Annotated in this window: 19 protein-coding genes; 4 read left to right on the plus strand and 15 right to left on the minus strand. The window is 68.9% G+C overall.

The features are described from left to right. Positions 1-30: 30 nt before the first annotated feature. Genes AC07NB_RS04435 through AC07NB_RS04445 form a run of 3 tightly spaced genes read left to right on the plus strand, consistent with a single transcriptional unit; the run spans position 31 to position 2,146 of the window. Positions 31-1,086, plus strand: a complete 1,056-nt coding sequence (locus tag AC07NB_RS04435) for a GGDEF domain-containing protein (protein WP_494572159.1) — start codon at positions 31-33, stop codon at positions 1,084-1,086. A gap of 38 nt (positions 1,087-1,124) precedes the next feature. Beyond that, positions 1,125-1,916 (plus strand): lysophospholipid acyltransferase family protein, encoded by a 792-nt coding sequence (locus tag AC07NB_RS04440; protein ID WP_492312937.1) that lies wholly within the window; start codon positions 1,125-1,127, stop codon positions 1,914-1,916. Positions 1,917-1,972: 56 nt separating this feature from the next. Beyond that, the gene (locus tag AC07NB_RS04445; RefSeq protein ID WP_492312936.1) at positions 1,973-2,146 is read left to right on the plus strand and encodes a hypothetical protein; all 174 of its coding nucleotides are present in this window, start codon (positions 1,973-1,975) and stop codon (positions 2,144-2,146) included. Between the two features lie 18 nt (positions 2,147-2,164). Here the strand turns inward: AC07NB_RS04445 and AC07NB_RS04450 are convergent, their stop codons facing one another. From AC07NB_RS04450 to AC07NB_RS04505, 12 genes are all read right to left on the minus strand, one after another. Further along, entirely contained in the window at positions 2,165-2,971 is an 807-nt protein-coding gene (locus AC07NB_RS04450; RefSeq protein ID WP_494572160.1) for a MetQ/NlpA family ABC transporter substrate-binding protein, read from the minus strand. A 24-nt stretch (positions 2,972-2,995) separates the two neighbouring features. After that, complete coding sequence (locus AC07NB_RS04455; RefSeq protein WP_492312934.1) at positions 2,996-3,652, minus strand: methionine ABC transporter permease; 657 nt, start codon at positions 3,650-3,652, stop codon at positions 2,996-2,998. Beyond that, positions 3,652-4,656: a methionine ABC transporter ATP-binding protein gene (locus AC07NB_RS04460; protein WP_494572161.1), complete on the minus strand. Its 1,005-nt coding sequence runs from the start codon at positions 4,654-4,656 to the stop codon at positions 3,652-3,654. Before AC07NB_RS04460 ends, AC07NB_RS04455 begins: the two co-directional genes overlap by 1 nt. Before the next feature lies 1 nt (position 4,657). Beyond that, entirely contained in the window at positions 4,658-5,047 is a 390-nt protein-coding gene (locus AC07NB_RS04465) for a HesB/IscA family protein (protein WP_291837948.1), read from the minus strand. A gap of 7 nt (positions 5,048-5,054) precedes the next feature. Next, a complete protein-coding gene (locus tag AC07NB_RS04470; RefSeq protein WP_291837950.1) occupies positions 5,055-5,453 on the minus strand; it encodes an SUF system Fe-S cluster assembly protein in 399 nt (132 codons plus the stop codon). Further along, on the minus strand, positions 5,450-6,688 hold the full coding sequence (locus AC07NB_RS04475; RefSeq protein WP_494572162.1) for an aminotransferase class V-fold PLP-dependent enzyme: 1,239 nt from the start codon (positions 6,686-6,688) through the stop codon (positions 5,450-5,452). Before AC07NB_RS04475 ends, AC07NB_RS04470 begins: the two co-directional genes overlap by 4 nt. Then, entirely contained in the window at positions 6,667-7,821 is a 1,155-nt protein-coding gene (gene sufD, locus AC07NB_RS04480; protein WP_494572163.1) for a Fe-S cluster assembly protein SufD, read from the minus strand. Before sufD ends, AC07NB_RS04475 begins: the two co-directional genes overlap by 22 nt. After that, positions 7,818-8,567 (minus strand): Fe-S cluster assembly ATPase SufC, encoded by a 750-nt coding sequence (sufC, locus tag AC07NB_RS04485; protein ID WP_492312930.1) that lies wholly within the window; start codon positions 8,565-8,567, stop codon positions 7,818-7,820. The genes sufD and sufC overlap by 4 nt, the downstream gene beginning before the upstream one ends. Continuing rightward, positions 8,567-8,803 carry a hypothetical protein gene (locus tag AC07NB_RS04490; protein WP_494572164.1) on the minus strand — a complete coding sequence of 79 codons (237 nt, stop codon included), beginning with the start codon at positions 8,801-8,803 and terminating at the stop codon, positions 8,567-8,569. Before AC07NB_RS04490 ends, sufC begins: the two co-directional genes overlap by 1 nt. A gap of 86 nt (positions 8,804-8,889) precedes the next feature. Beyond that, positions 8,890-10,356 carry a Fe-S cluster assembly protein SufB gene (gene sufB / locus AC07NB_RS04495; RefSeq protein WP_494572165.1) on the minus strand — a complete coding sequence of 489 codons (1,467 nt, stop codon included), beginning with the start codon at positions 10,354-10,356 and terminating at the stop codon, positions 8,890-8,892. Between the two features lie 3 nt (positions 10,357-10,359). Beyond that, the gene (locus AC07NB_RS04500; RefSeq protein WP_494572166.1) at positions 10,360-11,496 is read right to left on the minus strand and encodes a cysteine desulfurase family protein; all 1,137 of its coding nucleotides are present in this window, start codon (positions 11,494-11,496) and stop codon (positions 10,360-10,362) included. Next, positions 11,493-11,969 (minus strand): Rrf2 family transcriptional regulator, encoded by a 477-nt coding sequence (locus AC07NB_RS04505; RefSeq protein ID WP_291839328.1) that lies wholly within the window; start codon positions 11,967-11,969, stop codon positions 11,493-11,495. Before AC07NB_RS04505 ends, AC07NB_RS04500 begins: the two co-directional genes overlap by 4 nt. Before the next feature lie 161 nt (positions 11,970-12,130). Here AC07NB_RS04505 and AC07NB_RS04510 point away from each other — a divergent pair, with 161 nt between their 5' ends. Beyond that, on the plus strand, positions 12,131-12,781 hold the full coding sequence (locus AC07NB_RS04510; protein WP_291839330.1) for an alpha/beta hydrolase: 651 nt from the start codon (positions 12,131-12,133) through the stop codon (positions 12,779-12,781). A gap of 250 nt (positions 12,782-13,031) precedes the next feature. Here AC07NB_RS04510 and AC07NB_RS04515 read toward each other — a convergent pair whose 3' ends face one another. From AC07NB_RS04515 to AC07NB_RS04525, 3 genes are read right to left on the minus strand one after another with little or no spacing between them, the layout of a single operon-like run. Further along, positions 13,032-13,988, minus strand: coding sequence for a DMT family transporter (locus tag AC07NB_RS04515; RefSeq protein WP_494572167.1), 957 nt, complete (start codon positions 13,986-13,988; stop codon positions 13,032-13,034). Beyond that, the gene (locus tag AC07NB_RS04520) at positions 13,985-15,190 is read right to left on the minus strand and encodes an exo-beta-N-acetylmuramidase NamZ family protein (RefSeq protein ID WP_494572168.1); all 1,206 of its coding nucleotides are present in this window, start codon (positions 15,188-15,190) and stop codon (positions 13,985-13,987) included. Before AC07NB_RS04520 ends, AC07NB_RS04515 begins: the two co-directional genes overlap by 4 nt. Next, on the minus strand, positions 15,187-15,708 hold the full coding sequence (locus AC07NB_RS04525) for a DOMON-like domain-containing protein (RefSeq protein WP_494572169.1): 522 nt from the start codon (positions 15,706-15,708) through the stop codon (positions 15,187-15,189). Before AC07NB_RS04525 ends, AC07NB_RS04520 begins: the two co-directional genes overlap by 4 nt. Between the last annotated feature and the right edge of the window lie 88 nt (positions 15,709-15,796).

Below are 15,796 nucleotides of genomic sequence, written 5' to 3' on the forward strand. Positions count from 1 at the left end.
CAGGGGCGGATGCATGGGGAAGAATTCCGCATGACCTCGTCGGTCGAGACCACGCTCCGGGGACCGGAAGCCTATAGCCTGTCGCGTCGGGTGATCGATGAGATGGAGGCGGCGGGCGTCTGGCCCACCCCGCTGAATTTCGAATTGTGGCTCCACTATCTCGGGGACCCCGATGGAGCCCTGGGCCGTGAGATCCAGCGCATCCTGGCCGCCGAAGAGCCGTTCACCGAGGCCACCGCCGACATGCTGGCGGCCGAATACCTGCCGCGCGGACGCCTGACCGAAGAGATCCGCGACGCCGGCCGGGTGCTGGACCGCGAGCTGTCCAGCGTCGCCGACGCCATATCCCGGGCCCACAGGTCCCAGGCCGCCTACGGCCAGACCCTGGACAAGGCCGCCAGCAGCATCGACGCCGCCGGCGACGGCGAGACCCTGAAGACCATCGTCGGCGGCCTGAGCACCGCCACCCGCCGGGTCCAGCGCGAGAACGAGACGCTGGAGAAGAAGCTCGACGCCTCCACCAAGGAGGTCGCCCGCCTGCGCGAACACCTGGAACAGGTGCGCCGCGACGCGATGACGGACGCCCTGACCAACCTGGCCAACCGCAAGGCCTTCGACGAACATCTGGCCGCCGCCTGCCAGCAGGTCGAGGCCGACGGCGAACCGATGGTCCTGGCCGTCCTCGACGTCGATCACTTCAAGCGCTTCAACGACACCTGGGGCCACCAGACCGGCGACCAGGTCCTGCGCTATGTCGCCAGCGTCATCGGCCGCTACGGCCAGTTGCCCCGCATCGCCGCCCGCTACGGCGGCGAGGAGTTCGCCGTCATCTTCCCGCGCGAGAGCAGCAAGCAGGTCGAGGTCGCGCTGGAGGCCATCCGCAAGGAGATCGCGTCGCGCTCGCTGCGACGCCGCTCCACCAATGACGAACTGGGCGCGGTGACCATCTCCGCCGGCTTCGCGGTGCGCCGTCCGGGCGAGACGGGCTCGACCCTGCTGGAACGCGCCGACGCGGCCCTCTACGCCTCCAAGCGAACCGGGCGGAACCGGGTCACCTCGGCCGAATCGCTCGACATCGCCGCCTGATCGGTTGGCCTGCCGTCAGAACAGGGCATAGTCCCCCCATGCGCAGCTTCGCCTTCGCGATCGCCTACTGGTCGCTGTCCATCGTCTACACCCTGGCCGCCTGTATCGCGGCCCTGGCGCCCGGCCGCGGGGCCACAGGCTGGATCATCCGCCGCTATGTGAAGCGGATGGTGCAGGCCATGCGCGTGCTGGCGGGCATCCGCATCCAGTATCGCGGCGAGGACCGGCTGCCCCAGGGCGCCTTCATCATCGCCTCCAAGCACCAGAGCTGGGGCGACGGCTTCGCCACCTACGACCGGTTCCAGGACCTGGCCTTCGTCACCGGCGACCACCTGGAGAAGTTTCCGCTGCTGGGCACGGTGCTGCGCAAGCTGGGGGCCATCGTCGTCAACAACTGCGGCGGTCGCGCCGCGCGCGACGCTCTCAAGCACCGCGCCGCCGACGCCCACGCCGAGGGCCGCAAGATCCTGATCTATCCGGAAGGCAACCTGGCCAAGGTCGGCGAGAAGTATCGCTACCGCTCGGGCGTCTGGCACATGTACCGCGACTTCGACATGCCGGTGGTGCCGGTCGCGACCAACCTGGGCCTGTTCTGGCCGCAGGAGGCGTTTCGCAAGAACCCGGGCACGGCCACGCTGGAGTTCCTCGACCCCATCCCCACCGGCCTGCCGAAAGACGAGTTCCTGGCCCGGCTGGAGGCCGCCGTCGAAGGCCGCACCGCCGAACTGATCGCCGAGGCCACGGGCAATCCCGTGACGCCGGCGGTTCAGGTGCCGACGCCGGACGAGGTGAAGAAGGCTGAGGCGGCGGCGAAGGCCGCCGCCGCATGAAGCTCCGTGGTCGAACCATAGCTGTTACGATGGGCTCAGATGTCCCGCGAGACGGGATGTATCTCGAACTCTTCTACGACGGGCACGAGCACGAGAACTCGATCGCCGAGGTCTTCCGCAGCGACCGGGACGGCTCGATGACCTTCTCGGCCTTCGAACCTGAAATCCCGCTTGAGGTGGTGGAGTGGCTGATCAGCGAGGGGAAGCGTCGCCTCCCCCCTAGTTCCTAAGCCCTACTCCCTCGCCCCTCACGCCGCCGGAATCACCGCGCCTTCGTACTTCTGCGCGATGAAGTCCTTCACCGCCTGGCTGCGCAGGGCGCGGGCCAGGGCCTGCACGCGCGGGTCGTTCTGGTTGTCGGGGCGCGCGACCAGATAGTTGACGTAGGGGCTGTTCGCCCCCTCCAGCACCAGGGCGTCGGCGCGCGGCTTCAGGCCTGCGTCGAGCGCGTAGTTGGTGTTGATCACCGCCGCATCGACCTGCGGCAGGATGCGCGGGATGGTCGCCGCCTCGACCTCGCGGAAGACTAGACCCTTCGGGTTGCCGGTGATGTCGCGCACCGTCTGCAGAGGGTTCTGGCCGTCGCGCAGGGTGATCAGACCCGCCGACTGCAGCAGCAGCAGCGAGCGGCCGGTGTTGGACGCGTCATTCGGCAGGATCACCTGCGCTCCCGCAGGCAGGGCGGCCAGCGCCGTATGCTTGCGCGAGTACAGGCCCAGCGGCTCGACGTGCACGCCCGCGACGGTGATCAGGCTGGTCCCGCGCGCGGCGTTGAACTCGTCCAGATAGGGCTTGGTCTGGAAATAGTTCACGTCCAGCCGGCGCTCGGCCAGCTGCACGTTCGGCTGGACGTAGTCGTTGAACACCTTGATCTCGATCGGCACGCCCTCGGCGGCCAGGATCGGCTTCACGACCTCCAGGATCTCGGCGTGCGGCACGGCGGTCGCGCCGACCAGCAGCGGGCCGCCCTCGGCGCCCTTCTTCTCCCCGCCCGCGCCGCAGGCTGCGAGCGTCAGGACGGCGGCGGCGGAAAGCAGGAGCGAACGACGGATCATGGCAGGGCCTTTCGGGGGGAGCGATCAGCGGTGGGACACGGCGGCGACCACGCGGTCGCCGATCATCTGGAGGATTTGCACCAGCACCAGCAGCAGGACGACGGTCACGACCATGACGTCCGTCTGGAAGCGCTGATAGCCGAAACGCACGGCCAGGTCGCCCAGGCCGCCGGCCCCGACCACCCCCGCCATCGCGGTGTAGCTGACCAGGGCGATGGCCGTGACGGTCGCGCCGGCGATGACGCCCGGCAGGGCTTCGGGCAGCAGGGCGCGGGTGACGATCTGGAAGGTCGAACCGCCCATGGCCTGGGTCGCCTCGACCACGCCCTTGTCCACCTCGCGCAGGGCCGTCTCGACCAGGCGCGCATAGAAGGGGGCCGCGCCCACGACCAGCGGCGGGATGGCCCCGGCCACGCCCAGCGAGGTCCCGACCAGCAGCACCGTCACCGGCAGCATGACGATCAGCAGGATGATGAAGGGCACCGAGCGCAGCACATTGACCACGAAGGACAGCACGGCGTTCAGCACCGGATTGGCCGCCAGCCGCCCCTTGCCCGACAGGTACAGCAGCACGCCCAGCGGCACGCCCAGGATCACCGTCAGCACCAGCGACCCACCCAGCATCAGCAGGGTGTCCACGGTGGCGCGGCCGATCTCGCTCCAGTCGACGTTGTCGAACATCAGGCGGCCTCCCCCAGGACGCTTTCAACCGAAACGCCGCGCGCCGTCAGTTGCGCCACCGCCGCCTCGGCGTCGCCGCCGGTGAAGGCGACCACCAGCTGGCCGTAGGGCTCGCCCCGGATGCGGCTGATGCGGCCCGACAGGATCGAATAGTCCACGCCCACCGAGCGCGCGACGCGGCTCAGCTCGGGCTCATAGGTCGAGGCGCCGCGGAAGGTCAGCTTGGCCAGCCGCGCCCCGGCGGGCACGACCGAGGCGTCGAACGCCTCCTCGCCCTCGGCCAGCATGGCGCGGGTCACCGGATGCTGCGGATGCAGGAAGACGTCGGCCGTCGCGCCCTGCTCCACGATCCGGCCGTCCTTCAGCACCGCCACCCGGTCGCAGACCCGGCGCACCACCTCCATCTGGTGGGTGATCAGCACGATGGTCAGGCCCAGGTCGCGGTTCAGTCCGTCCAGCAGGGTCAGGATCTCCTCGGTCGTCTCGGGATCCAGCGCGCTGGTCGCCTCGTCGCACAGCAGGACGCCGGGGCCGCAGGCCAGGGCGCGGGCGATGCCGACGCGCTGCTTCTGGCCGCCCGAAAGCTGGGCCGGATGCTTGTTCGCGTGCTCGGACAGGCCCAGCCGCTCCAGCAGCTCCGCCGTCCGCGCCTTCACCTCCGCCTCAGGCCGCCCTTCCAGCCGCAGCGGAAAGGCCACGTTCTCGGCGATCGTCTTGGCGTTCAGCAGGTTGAAATGCTGGAAGATCATGCCGATCCGGCGCCGTGCCGCGCGCAGCTCGGCCGGGTTCAGGGCGGTGATCTCCTGCCCGTCCACGAACACCTTGCCGGCGTCCGGCGTCTCCAGCCGGTTGATGGTGCGGATCAGGGTCGACTTGCCGGCGCCCGAGCGGCCGACCACGCCGAACACTTCGCCCTTGGCGACATGCAGGTCGGCGCTGTCCAGCGCCACGCGCTCGCCCGCCGCGCTGCGATAGCGCCGGGTCACCCCCTCGAGGCGGATCATCTCAGTCGGCCTTTACCGGAACGATGGTGACGCTCTCGCCGCAACCGCAGGCATCCGTCTGGTTCGGGTTCCGGAACACGAATTTGGAGGCCAGCTTGGAGGTCTCGAAGTCCAGCTCCGAACCGATCAGATATAGCACCGCCTTGCCGTCGATCAGCACGGTGGCGCCCTTGTCCTCGACCACCTCGTCCAGCGGCTGGATGCTGTCGGCGAAGGCGAAGGTGTATTCCTGACCCGCGCAGCCGCCGTTCTTGATGCCGACGCGCAGGCCCACGACCGAACCCTCGGCCGAAGCCATCAGGTCCTTCACGCGCGCAGCGGCGGCGTCCGTCAGGCTGATCGCCTTGGGACGGGGACGGCGCGGACGGGTGGTGGTCGAAAGTTCGCTCATCCAGTCCTCAGAACATGTTGAGCGCGAGTTTGGCCTCGTCGCTCATCTTGGAGGGATCCCACGGCGGGTCGAAGACGATGTCGGCGCGGGCCGAGCGGATGCCGTCGACCTTCATCACCGCCTGCTCGACCCAGATCGGCATCTCGCCGGCCACGGGACAGCCGGGGGCGGTCAGGGTCATCTCGACCTGCACGTCGCGCTCGTCCGACAGGTCGACCTTGTAGATCAGGCCCAGCTCATAGATGTCGACCGGGATTTCCGGATCGAACACCGTCTTCAGCGCCTCGATGATGTCGTCGGTCAGCTTGTCCAGCTCCTGCTGGCTGATCTTGCCGGATTCCACCGCGGCGGCGCGGCCGCCGTCATCGTCCGGTGTCGGGGCTTCAGAGGTCATCGGGTCGGTCATGCAAAGAACTCACGCGCCTTGATGAGGGCGTCGGCGAACGCGTCGGCGTCCTCGGTCGTATTATATAGGGCGAAGCTGGCCCGGGCGCTCGACGTCAGGCCGAACCTTTTCGCCAGCGGCTCGGCGCAGTGCAGGCCCGCGCGCACGGCGACGCCGTAGCGGTCCATCACCTGGGCGATGTCATGGGCGTGGGCGCCCTCGACGGTGAAGGTCAGTATGGCCCCCTTCCCTTCCGCCTCGCCGATCACCTTCAGCCAGTTCACGCCGTCCAGCCGCGCCCGCGCATGGGCGTACAGCGCCCGCTCGTGGGCGTCGATCGCCGCCTTGTCGTACTGGCTCAGCCACTCGATCGCCGCGCCCAGGCCGATGGCCTCAAGGATCGGCGGCGTGCCCGCCTCGAACCGGTGCGGCGGCTTGGCGTAGGTGACCCGGTCCATCTCGACGGTCTCGATCATCTCACCCCCGCCCTGGTAGGGCGGCAGGGCCTCCAGCGCCTTGGTCGTGCCGTACAGGGCGCCGATGCCGGTGGGGCCGTACAGCTTGTGGCCGGTGAAGGCGTAGAAGTCGCAGCCGATGGCCTGCACGTCCGGCAGGCCATGCACCGCGCCCTGGCAACCGTCGATCAGCACCTTGGCGCCGACCGCATGGGCCATGCGGGTGATCTCGGCCACCGGATTGATGGTGCCCAGCACATTGGACATGTGGGTGACGGCAACGACCTTGGTCTTGGATCCCAGCAGGTCGGCATAGGCCGCCATGTCCAGCGACCCGTCGTCCAGCAGCGGAATCCACTTCAGCACCGCCCCGCGCCGCTCGCGCAGCAGGTGCCACGGCACGATGTTGGAGTGGTGCTCCATCTGGCTGACGATGATCTCGTCGCCCGGCTGGATGGACAGGCCGATCCCGTTGGCGACCAGGTTGATCGCCTCGGTGCCGCCCTTGGTCCAGACGATGTTGTCGGGGCTTTCGGCGTTCAGGAACCGCGCCACGCTCTCGCGCGCGGCCTCGAACGCCTCGGTGGTTTCATTGGCCAGGGTGTGCAGGCCGCGGTGGACATTGGCGTAGCTGCCCTCCATCGCCGCCGTCAGGGCGTCGATGACCGCCCGCGGCTTCTGCGCCGAGGCGGCCGAGTCCAGATAGACCAGCGGCTTGCCGTTCACCGTCCGCGACAGGATCGGGAACTGGGCGCGCGCGGCGTAGGCGTCGAAGGTCTTCACAAGCGTTCCGTCAGCCACGTCCTCGCCACCTCTCTCGCGCCCTCGTGCGCGATGCGGTCCACCACCTCGATCAGGAAGGCCTGGGTCAGCAGGGCCCGCGCCTCATCGGCCGGAATGCCGCGCTGCTGCATGTAGAACAGGGCGCTCTCGTCCAGATTGCCGACCGTATTGCCGTGCGCGCACTGCACGTCGTCGGCGTAGATGATCAGCTCCGGCTTGGCGTCGATCTCGCCGCGCTCGCCCAGGATCAGGGCGTGGTGGCCCATGCGGGCGTCGGTGCCGTCGGCCCCGCGCTCGACGATGATCTTGCCCTGGAAGACCCCGCGCGCGGTGTCGCGCACCACCCCCTTGGTCAGCTGGCTGGTCAGGCCGTCGGGGCCCAGGTGATCGACCACGCTGGTCAGGTCGGTGTGGCGGTCGCCGGACAGGGCGTAGAGACCGTCCATGCGCACCGTCGCGCCCTCGCCCGCGTGGGCGATGCGGGTCTCCAGACGCTGCAGCTTCGCGCCCGAGGCGGCGATGGTCTGGTGATAGGCCGCCTGCTTCGACAGCCGCACCTCGACTGACGCCACCGAGATCGCGTCGTGCGGCTCGTCGACCAGGACGACCCGCTCCAGCGTCGCGCCCTCCTCGACCGTGATCTCCAGCAGGGTGTTGGACAGATAGGCCTCGCCCCAGCCTTCGTGGGATTCCAGCAGGGTGGCGTGGGCGCCGGCCTCGACCACCACCCCGATCCGGGCGTGGTGGCCGGTCCTGACCGCGTCGCTGAGCAGGCGCAGCGCCAGGGTGCGGGGCGCGCCGGCCTTGAACGAGATGATGTAGACGCCCTCCAGCGCCTTGCCCGCGGCCAGCGCGCCCATCGGCATCTCGTCGGCCATCCGCGGCGCGTCCGGGCCGGCGTGGTGGCTGACCTCGATGCCCGGCTCCATCTCGCCTTCCGACCACCAGTTCAGGCGGCCGTTGGCGATCAGCACCTCATTGCGCGTCAACGCCTTGAACGGCCCGGCATTGGGCTCGCCTTCGGGCAGGGCGGGCGACAGCGGCGGCTCGTCGCGCAGCCAGCGGCGCAGGTCGGAGTATTTCCACGCCTCGGTGCGTCGCGACGGGATCGTCTCGACAGCCTTCAGGTCGATGCGCACCGGGGCGTTCACGCCGCCTGCACCATATACTGGTCGTAGCCGTCCGCCTCGAGCTGGTGCGCCAGCTCCGGGCCGCCCGAGGCGACGATGCGGCCGCCGACCAGCACGTGGACGCGGTCGGGTTTGATGTAGTCCAGCAGGCGCTGGTAGTGGGTGATCACCAGCATCGACCGTTCCGGCGAGCGCATGGCGTTGACCCCGTCGGCGACGATGCGCAGGGCGTCGATGTCCAGGCCCGAATCCGTCTCGTCCAGGATCAGCAGCGACGGCTCCAGCAGGGCCATCTGCAGGATCTCCATCCGCTTCTTCTCGCCGCCCGAGAAGCCGACGTTCAGCGGCCGCTTGAGCATGTCGAAATCCATCTTCAGCGCCGCCGACGCCGCCCGGACCAGCTTCAGGAAGGCGGGGGCCGAGACCTCCTCCTCGCCGCGTGCCCGCTTCTGGGCGTTCAGGGCGGTGCGGATGAAGGTCATCGCCGGCACGCCGGGGATCTCCAGCGGATACTGGAACGACAGGAAGACGCCCTTGGCCGCCCGCTCGGCGGGGTCCAGCGTCAGCAGGTCGTCGCCCTTCCACGCCACGGCGCCCTCGGTCGCCTCATAGCCCGGCCGGCCCGACAGGGCGTAGCCCAGCGTCGACTTGCCGGCCCCGTTCGGCCCCATGATGGCGTGCACCTCACCGGCGGGAACGTCGAGCGTCAGCCCCTTGAGGATCGGCTTGTCGCCGACGGAGACGTGGAGGTTGGAGATGGAGAGCATCAGTCTTCTTCTTCGTTGAGGCGCTCGGCCTCATCTTCAATTTCGCGGATTTGAACAGGCGAGAAACCAGCGGCCGTCGCCGCGGCTGAGAAGCGGCGCTGGATGACGCTCCCGCCCCACCACATCAAGGCGGCGCCGGCGACCAGAAGGACCAGGGCCAGGCGCCAGTCGGGCCGAAGGGTTCCGGACAGGCCGGGCAGGCTGGCGATCAGCAGCACCAGTCCCAGGATCGACAACAGGAATCCGACGACCGACGCCGCTCCGGAGATGTCTCGGGGGATCGTACGAGCCCGTCCGACAAGCTGATCGCGTGTAGCGGCGCTCACCCCACGCTCCCTTCCAGACTGATCGCCACCAGCTTCTGCGCCTCGACGGCGAACTCCATCGGCAGTTGCTGCAGCACGTCGCGCACGAAGCCGTTGACCAGCAGGGCCACCGCCTCCTCCTGCGACAGCCCGCGCTGCTGCGCATAGAACATCTGGTCGTCCGACAGCCGCGTCGTCGTCGCCTCATGCTCCAGCTGGGCCGAGCCGTTGCGGGCCTCGATGTAGGGGATGGTGTGCGAGCCGCACTCTTTTCCGATCAGCAGGCTGTCGCACTGGGTGAAGTTGCGCACGCCGGTCGCCTTCGGGTGCACCGAGACCAGGCCGCGATAGGTCGAGTCGGACTTCCCGGCGGAGACCGCCTTGGCGATGATCCGGCTCTTCGAATTCTTGCCCAGGTGGATCATCTTGGTGCCGGTGTCGGCCTGCTGATGTCCGTTGGTGATGGCGATCGAATAGAACTCGCCCGAGCTCTCCTCGCCCTTCAGGATGCAGGACGGGTATTTCCAGGTGACGGCCGAGCCGGTCTCCACCTGCGTCCACGACACCTTCGACCGGTCGCCGCGGCAGTCCGCGCGCTTGGTGACGAAGTTGTAGATGCCGCCCTTGCCCTCGGCGTCGCCGGGGTACCAGTTCTGGACGGTCGAATACTTCACCTCGGCGTCGTCCAGCGCCACGATCTCCACGACCGCCGCATGCAGCTGGTTCTCGTCGCGCATCGGGGCGGTGCAGCCCTCGAGGTACGAGACGTAGCTGCCCTTGTCGGCGATGATCAGGGTCCGCTCGAACTGGCCGGTCTGGCTCGCATTGATCCGGAAATAGGTCGACAGCTCCATCGGACATTTCACGCCCGGCGGGATGTAGACGAAGGACCCGTCGCTGAAGACCGCGCTGTTCAGCGCCGCGAAATAGTTGTCCGACACCGGCACGACCGAGCCCAGGTATTTGCGCACCAGCTCAGGATGTTCGCGCAAGGCCTCGGAAATCGGCATGAAAATCACGCCGACCTTGGCCAGCTCGGCCTTGAAAGTCGTCACCACGCTGACACTGTCGAACACGGCGTCCACCGCCACCCGCGGCGCGCCCTGCACCCCCGCCAGCACCTCCTGCTCCTTCAGCGGGATGCCCAGCTTGGCGTAGACGGCCAGCAGCTCCGGATCGACCTCGTCCAGGCTCTTGGGCCCTTCCTTGGTCTTCGGCGCGGCGTAATAATACAGGTCCTGATAGTCAACCGGCGTGTACTTCACCGCCGCCCAGGTCGGCTCCTCCATCGCCTGCCAGCGCTCGAAGGCGGCCAGCCGCCATTCCAGCATCCACTCGGGCTCGCCCTTCTTCTCGGAGATGAAGCGCACGATATCGGCGTTCAGGCCCTTGGGCGCGAACTCCTGTTCGATGTCAGAGCTGAAGCCGTGCTCGTACTTCTCGAGAGCGGCGACGGCGTCGATGGTTTCCTGAACGGCGGCCATGATTTACGCGACTTCCCTCGCCCGCTCACTGGTGCGCGCGACATGCTTTTCGTACGCCGCGATCCAGGCGTCGGCGAACCGGATCCAGTCCTGTTCCGTGGTCCCCCACCCGCCTGAGACGCGCACCCCGCCCGTGGCGAGGTGATCCAGCCCCATGGCGCTGATGGCCTTGGACGGCTTGGTCTTGCCCGACGAACAGGCGCTGCCGGCCGAGATCATCACGCCCGCCAGGTCCAGGGTGATCAGCTGCTGCGGGCTGTCCCAGCCCTCGACGGCCATGAACAGGGTGTTGGGCAGGCGCGCCACGGCGCCGCCGATGATGGTCGCGCCGGCGGCCTTCACCCGCGCCTCGGCGGCGTCGCGCCAGCCGACGTGGGCCATGGCGTCGTCCAGGTCGCGCGCGGCGCAGTCGGCCGCGACGCCGAAGCCGCTCAGGCCCGGCACATTCTCGGTGCCCGCGCGCAGGCCGCGCTCCTGTCCGGCGCCGTGCAGGATGCGCACGCCCTCGCGGCCCGGCTTCAGCACCAGGGCGCCGACGCCCTGCGGTCCGCCCAGCTTGTGCGCCGACAGGGTCAGGGTGTCCGTGTCCAGGGCGCGCATGTCGACCGGAATCTTGCCTGCCGACTGGATGGCGTCGACGTGCAGCCAGCCGCCGGCGGCCCGCACCAGCTTCGCCGCCTCGGCGATCGGCTGGATCACGCCGCTTTCGTTGTTCGCATGATGGATGGCGACCACGGCCCTGCCCGGCCGCGCCAGCGCCTCGGCCAGCCAGGCCAGGTCGACCACGCCGTCCGCATCGACCGGCAGCACCTCGACCGGCGCGCCAGAGGCCATGGCGGCCTCGGCCACGCAGGGATGCTCGGTCGCGCCGACGATCAGCCGCTCGCAACCGCCCGCCAGGGCGCTGACGATGGCCTGGGCGTTGGATTCGGTGCCGCCCGACGAGAAGATGACCGCCGTCGGATCGGCCCCGACCAGATCGGCCACCTGGGCCCGGGCTGTCTCGATCCGCGCCCGCGCCCGGCGTCCGGCGGCGTGCACCGCCGACGGATTGCCGTTGTCGGCCAGGGCCTTGGCCATGGCCTCCTGCACTTCCGGACGCACCAGGCCCGAGGCGTTGTAGTCCAGGTAGACGCTCACGCCGCCGCCTCCATGCCCGGGGCCTGCGACCGGCGGCGCGCGCCGGTGCGGTTCAGGACCACGTCCTCCAGCGACACCGCCGCCAGATAGGCGTGGATCTCGGCGCCCAGGTCTTCCCACAGATTGTGGGTGATGCAGCGCTCGCCCCCCATCATGCAGCCGCGCGGCGTGCCCAGGCCCGAGCAGCGCGTGGCCCGGATCGGCTCGTCCACGGCCAGCACGATCTCGGCCACCATGGTCGCCTCGGGGCCCCGCGCCAGGCGGTAGCCGCCGCCCGGACCGCGCACGCTCTGCACCAGCCCGCTCTTGCGCAGGCGCGCGAACAGCTGCTCCAGATAGCTGAGTGAAATCTCCTGCCGGGTGGCGATTTCGGCCAGCGAAACGGCCCGCGTCTCGCCGCTCACGGCGCGTCCGTTCCGGGCCAGATCGGCCATCGCCATCACGGCGTAACGTCCCTTGGTCGACAGTCGCATCGCGCACCTTCAAAATTTGCGCGCTTTACGAGGGTCCTGTGCTAGAACCCGCGCCTTCGCAAAAGCGGCGGCACGCAAGGCGGACTTAGAAAGTCCTACCCCCGTGGTCAAGTATTACGCAGCTGCGAAATGATGTTTGAACACGGGAATTCGCTCCGCCCATGCCTGAAGTCATCCTGCCCGGCGCATCTGGCCGCATCGAAGGCCGTTATTCCCCGGGCAAGCGTCCGAACGCCCCCATCGCCCTGATCCTGCACCCGCACCCCAAGGCGGGCGGGCATATGAACAACCCGGTGGCGGTGACCCTGTACCAGCTCTTCGTGAAGCGCGGCTTCGCGACCCTGCGCTACAACAGCCGCGGCGTCGGCAAGTCGCAGGGCGAGTTCGACTCGGGCATCGGCGAGCTGGCCGACGCGGCCACTGCCCTGGACTGGCTCCAGGCCAACAATCCCGCCGCCACCCAGACCTGGGTCGCCGGCTACCAGTTCGGCGCCTACATCGGCATGCAGCTGCTGATGCGCCGCCCGGAAACGGACGGCTTCATCTCGGTCTCGCCGCCGTCGAACATGTACGACTTCAGCTTCCTGGCCCCCTGCCCGGCCTCGGGCCTGTTCCTGCACGGCACCGCCGACACCATCGTCCCGCCGGTCGAGGTCGAGCGCGTGGTCAACAAGCTGCGCACCCAGAAGGGCATCATCATCGACTACGAACTGGAAGAGGGCGCGACCCACTTCTGGCAGGACCATATCGGCGCCGTCGAACGCCGCGTCGGCGCCTATCTGGACAAGCGCCTGGAAGAGAAGCCGGCCTGACCTCGAACGGATCACGGATCGTCGAACAATCAAACGCCGCCGGGTTCGCCCGGCGGCGTTTCCCGTTCCGGACCCGAGGCGTGACGTCCGTTTCTGACGCACGCCCGTGCCAGCCTGATCCCGGTCTTTGACATCGCCGTCCGTCTCGCTCGCCTGCGGTAGAACCCGCTCGCCGCCACCCCGCCACACGAGAAAAAGTGCACGATGTGCACTCCATTTTTTCGGAGTGCACTTTTTCCCGCCTGACGCGTCAGTGGTCGCCTTCCACTACCGCCACGGCGGATGTCCGGTGCGCGCGCAGGCACCAGACCACGCTGACGATCATCAGGATCATGGCCACGATCTCCACCACAGTCGGCCCGCGCCCTTCCCACAGATAGCCGTACAGGAAGGCGAACAGGGTCTCGAACACGATCATCTGGCCCAGCATCGACAGCGGCAGCAGGCGGCTGGCCTGGTTCCAGAAGGCGTTGCCGACGATGGAGGCCAGAACCGCCACCCCGACGCTGACCGCCGCCAGCCGCGCCCACTGCTCCGCCGTCGCTTCGCCCGCGCCCAGCAGAGCCGGCACCGCCAGCAACAGGGCGAAGGCGCCGGTCACCACGCCGGTCAGCAGCGACCAGTTATGCGCCCCCACCTGCGGCAGCCGCGCCATCCAGCGGCTGTTGCCGACCGCATAGGCCGACCAGCACAGCAGGGCCGCCAGGCCACAGCCCAGTCCGATCAGCACCGAGACCGCGTCCCGCCCGGCGGCGGCGTCCCGCGACAGGCTCTCCCAGCCGATCAGGGCCACGGCGAAGGCCGCCAGCAGGATCGGCGGCCCGACCTTCCTCAGCGGCGGCGCATCGGGATCGCGCAGGCCCCAGACCGCCACGACCACCGGCACCATGCCCACGATCAGGGCCGAGGCGGCGACTCCGGCGAAATGCACGCTGACCACCAGGAACAGGTAGTAGACGATGTTTCCCGCCAGGCTCAGCCAGGCCAACGCCCGCCACGCCCTGGCGTCCAGCAGGGCCGCGACTCGCTTCCAGCGCGGCGCCAGCAGCAGGGCGGCGATGATCCCGTAGGCCAGATAGCGGCCCGCGCTCATCAGCATGGGCGAGGCGTCGGGCGCGACCTTGGGCGCCAGGAAGACCAGCCCCCACATGGCCCCGGCCCCGAGGCCGCAGGCGACCCCGATCAGGCGGTCCCGGGACGCGCTCACCGGTACAGCAGGAAGGGCCGGCGGGTGTCCAGCCAGGCCTGCTCGTCCGGCCGGGTCAGGGCGTCCAGATCGTCCGGCGTCGAGGCCGGATCATCGACCCATTGGCGCAGCTCCGGCCCGCCGTTGATCACGTCGATCGGCAGCTTGCCGAAGGCGTATTCGTACGGGAAGTCGCGCCACAGGTCGTAGTCCGGATACAGCCGCCGGATCGCCTTGAAGCCCAGGGCCTGCACCCGCCACGGCTGGAACGCCTCATGGTCGTAGGCCGGGTCATCGACATGGATCTGAACGCCCGAGCACAGCTTGCCCACGTGCTTGTGGAAGGTCGGCTCGAACCACATGTCGCGCAGCACGCAGCCCTTCAGCCACTGCGGCGCGAAGGCCTTCATCTCGGCGATCACCGCGCGGGCGTCGATGTCGGGCGCCCCGAACAGCTCCAGCGGCCGGGTCGTCCCCCGCCCTTCTGACAGGGTCGCCCCTTCCAGCATGACGGTGCCCGCATAGGCCCGGGTCATGGAGACGTTCGGCGCATTGGGGCTGGGATTGATCCAGCTGCGCTGGCTCAGCGGCCAGCCGTATCCCGGGCCCTCGGCGGGCTTCCAGCCCTCCATCTCGATGACGCGGTAGGCCACATCCAGCTTGAAGTGGTCGATGAACCAGAGGCCCATCTCGCCCAGGGTCAGACCATGGCGCATCGGCATCGGCCCGGCGCCCACGAAGCTCTCCCAGCCCTCGCGAAGGATGGTCCCTTCCACGGGCCGCCCGGCGGGGTTGGGCCGGTCCAGCACCCAGACCTCCTTGCCGTGCTCGGCGGCGGCCTCGAGCATGTACAGAAGCGTCGTCACGAAGGTGTAGATGCGGCAGCCCACGTCCTGCAGGTCGATCAGCACCACGTCGAAGGTGCTCATCCACTGGCCGTGCGGGCGACGGACCTCGCCGTACAGGCTGAAGACGGGGATGCCGTGCACCGGATCGGTATAGTCCGGGCTTTCCATCATGTTGTCCTGCAGATCGCCCTTCATCCCGTGCTGCGGGCCGAAGGCGGCCGTCAGCTGGATGTCCGGATGCGCCGCCAGGGCGTCCACGGCGTGCGTCAGGTCCTGCGTCGTCGACGCCGGATGGGCCACCAGCGCCACGCGCCGCCCCTTCAGCGGCGCACTGAGCGCGAGATCGGACAGCAGGCGGTCGAGGCCGAACTTCATGGCAGCTCCGGAACAGGCAGGACGAGCGCGAACGACTCGGGATGATGGAAGTCCGGCTTACCCGCAGGATGGGCCAGCGCCCAATAGGAGATCACGCCGTCGATGTCTTCGATGACCGCGGACAGACCGACACGAGCGGCGTCCGCCGGGATTTCGACCAGGCCCTCTAGGGCGACCCAGGCCTCCGCCGTCTCCAGGCCCAGGATCTCCGCCCTTTCGTCCGCCGCAGCCATCCCGGCCCGGTAGCCGTCGAACCGGTACGAGGCCCAGGCCCCCGAGGGCGACAGGTTGAACTCGCGGTAGCCGTCATCGGTCGGGGCGAAGGCCTCGAAACAGGTGCGCCGCCACAGCTCGTCGGCCCGGCCCGGCTCGACCGCTCCCGGCCAGAACACCCGGGCGACGTCTCCGAAGACGGTGTAGCGCAGCCAGACGAACTCCTCGCGGCGCTCCACATCGACCTCGATCCGCTGAACGGCTGTCGAGGGCGTGTCGGGGTGTGGCGTCAGGGAGACCAGCATCCGTCTTCGATAGCCGCCGCTTGACCGCGGTCAATGGCTGAGGCTACCCAGAGGCCATGTTCGCCCGCACGCCCCGCACCGGCCTGTA

The organism is Brevundimonas sp. GW821-FHT09G01 (assembly GCF_059416065.1).

Excerpts from the sequence above, each read along its gene's own strand:
- sufC (WP_492312930.1), bottom strand. The coding sequence starts at position 8,567 with ATGCTCTCCATCTCCAACCTCCACGTCTCCGTCGGCGACAAGCCGATC.
- sufB (WP_494572165.1), bottom strand. The coding sequence starts at position 10,356 with ATGGCCGCCGTTCAGGAAACCATCGACGCCGTCGCCGCTCTCGAGAAG.
- AC07NB_RS04460 (WP_494572161.1), bottom strand. The coding sequence starts at position 4,656 with ATGATCCGCCTCGAGGGGGTGACCCGGCGCTATCGCAGCGCGGCGGGC.
- AC07NB_RS04440 (WP_492312937.1), top strand. The coding sequence starts at position 1,125 with ATGCGCAGCTTCGCCTTCGCGATCGCCTACTGGTCGCTGTCCATCGTC.
- AC07NB_RS04525 (WP_494572169.1), bottom strand. The coding sequence starts at position 15,708 with ATGCTGGTCTCCCTGACGCCACACCCCGACACGCCCTCGACAGCCGTT.
- AC07NB_RS04435 (WP_494572159.1), top strand. The coding sequence starts at position 31 with ATGACCTCGTCGGTCGAGACCACGCTCCGGGGACCGGAAGCCTATAGC.
- AC07NB_RS04505 (WP_291839328.1), bottom strand. The coding sequence starts at position 11,969 with ATGCGACTGTCGACCAAGGGACGTTACGCCGTGATGGCGATGGCCGAT.
- AC07NB_RS04465 (WP_291837948.1), bottom strand. The coding sequence starts at position 5,047 with ATGAGCGAACTTTCGACCACCACCCGTCCGCGCCGTCCCCGTCCCAAG.
- AC07NB_RS04455 (WP_492312934.1), bottom strand. The coding sequence starts at position 3,652 with ATGTTCGACAACGTCGACTGGAGCGAGATCGGCCGCGCCACCGTGGAC.
- AC07NB_RS04470 (WP_291837950.1), bottom strand. The coding sequence starts at position 5,453 with ATGACCGACCCGATGACCTCTGAAGCCCCGACACCGGACGATGACGGC.
- AC07NB_RS04520 (WP_494572168.1), bottom strand. The coding sequence starts at position 15,190 with ATGAAGTTCGGCCTCGACCGCCTGCTGTCCGATCTCGCGCTCAGTGCG.
- AC07NB_RS04450 (WP_494572160.1), bottom strand. The coding sequence starts at position 2,971 with ATGATCCGTCGTTCGCTCCTGCTTTCCGCCGCCGCCGTCCTGACGCTC.
- AC07NB_RS04445 (WP_492312936.1), top strand. The coding sequence starts at position 1,973 with ATGTATCTCGAACTCTTCTACGACGGGCACGAGCACGAGAACTCGATC.
- AC07NB_RS04510 (WP_291839330.1), top strand. The coding sequence starts at position 12,131 with ATGCCTGAAGTCATCCTGCCCGGCGCATCTGGCCGCATCGAAGGCCGT.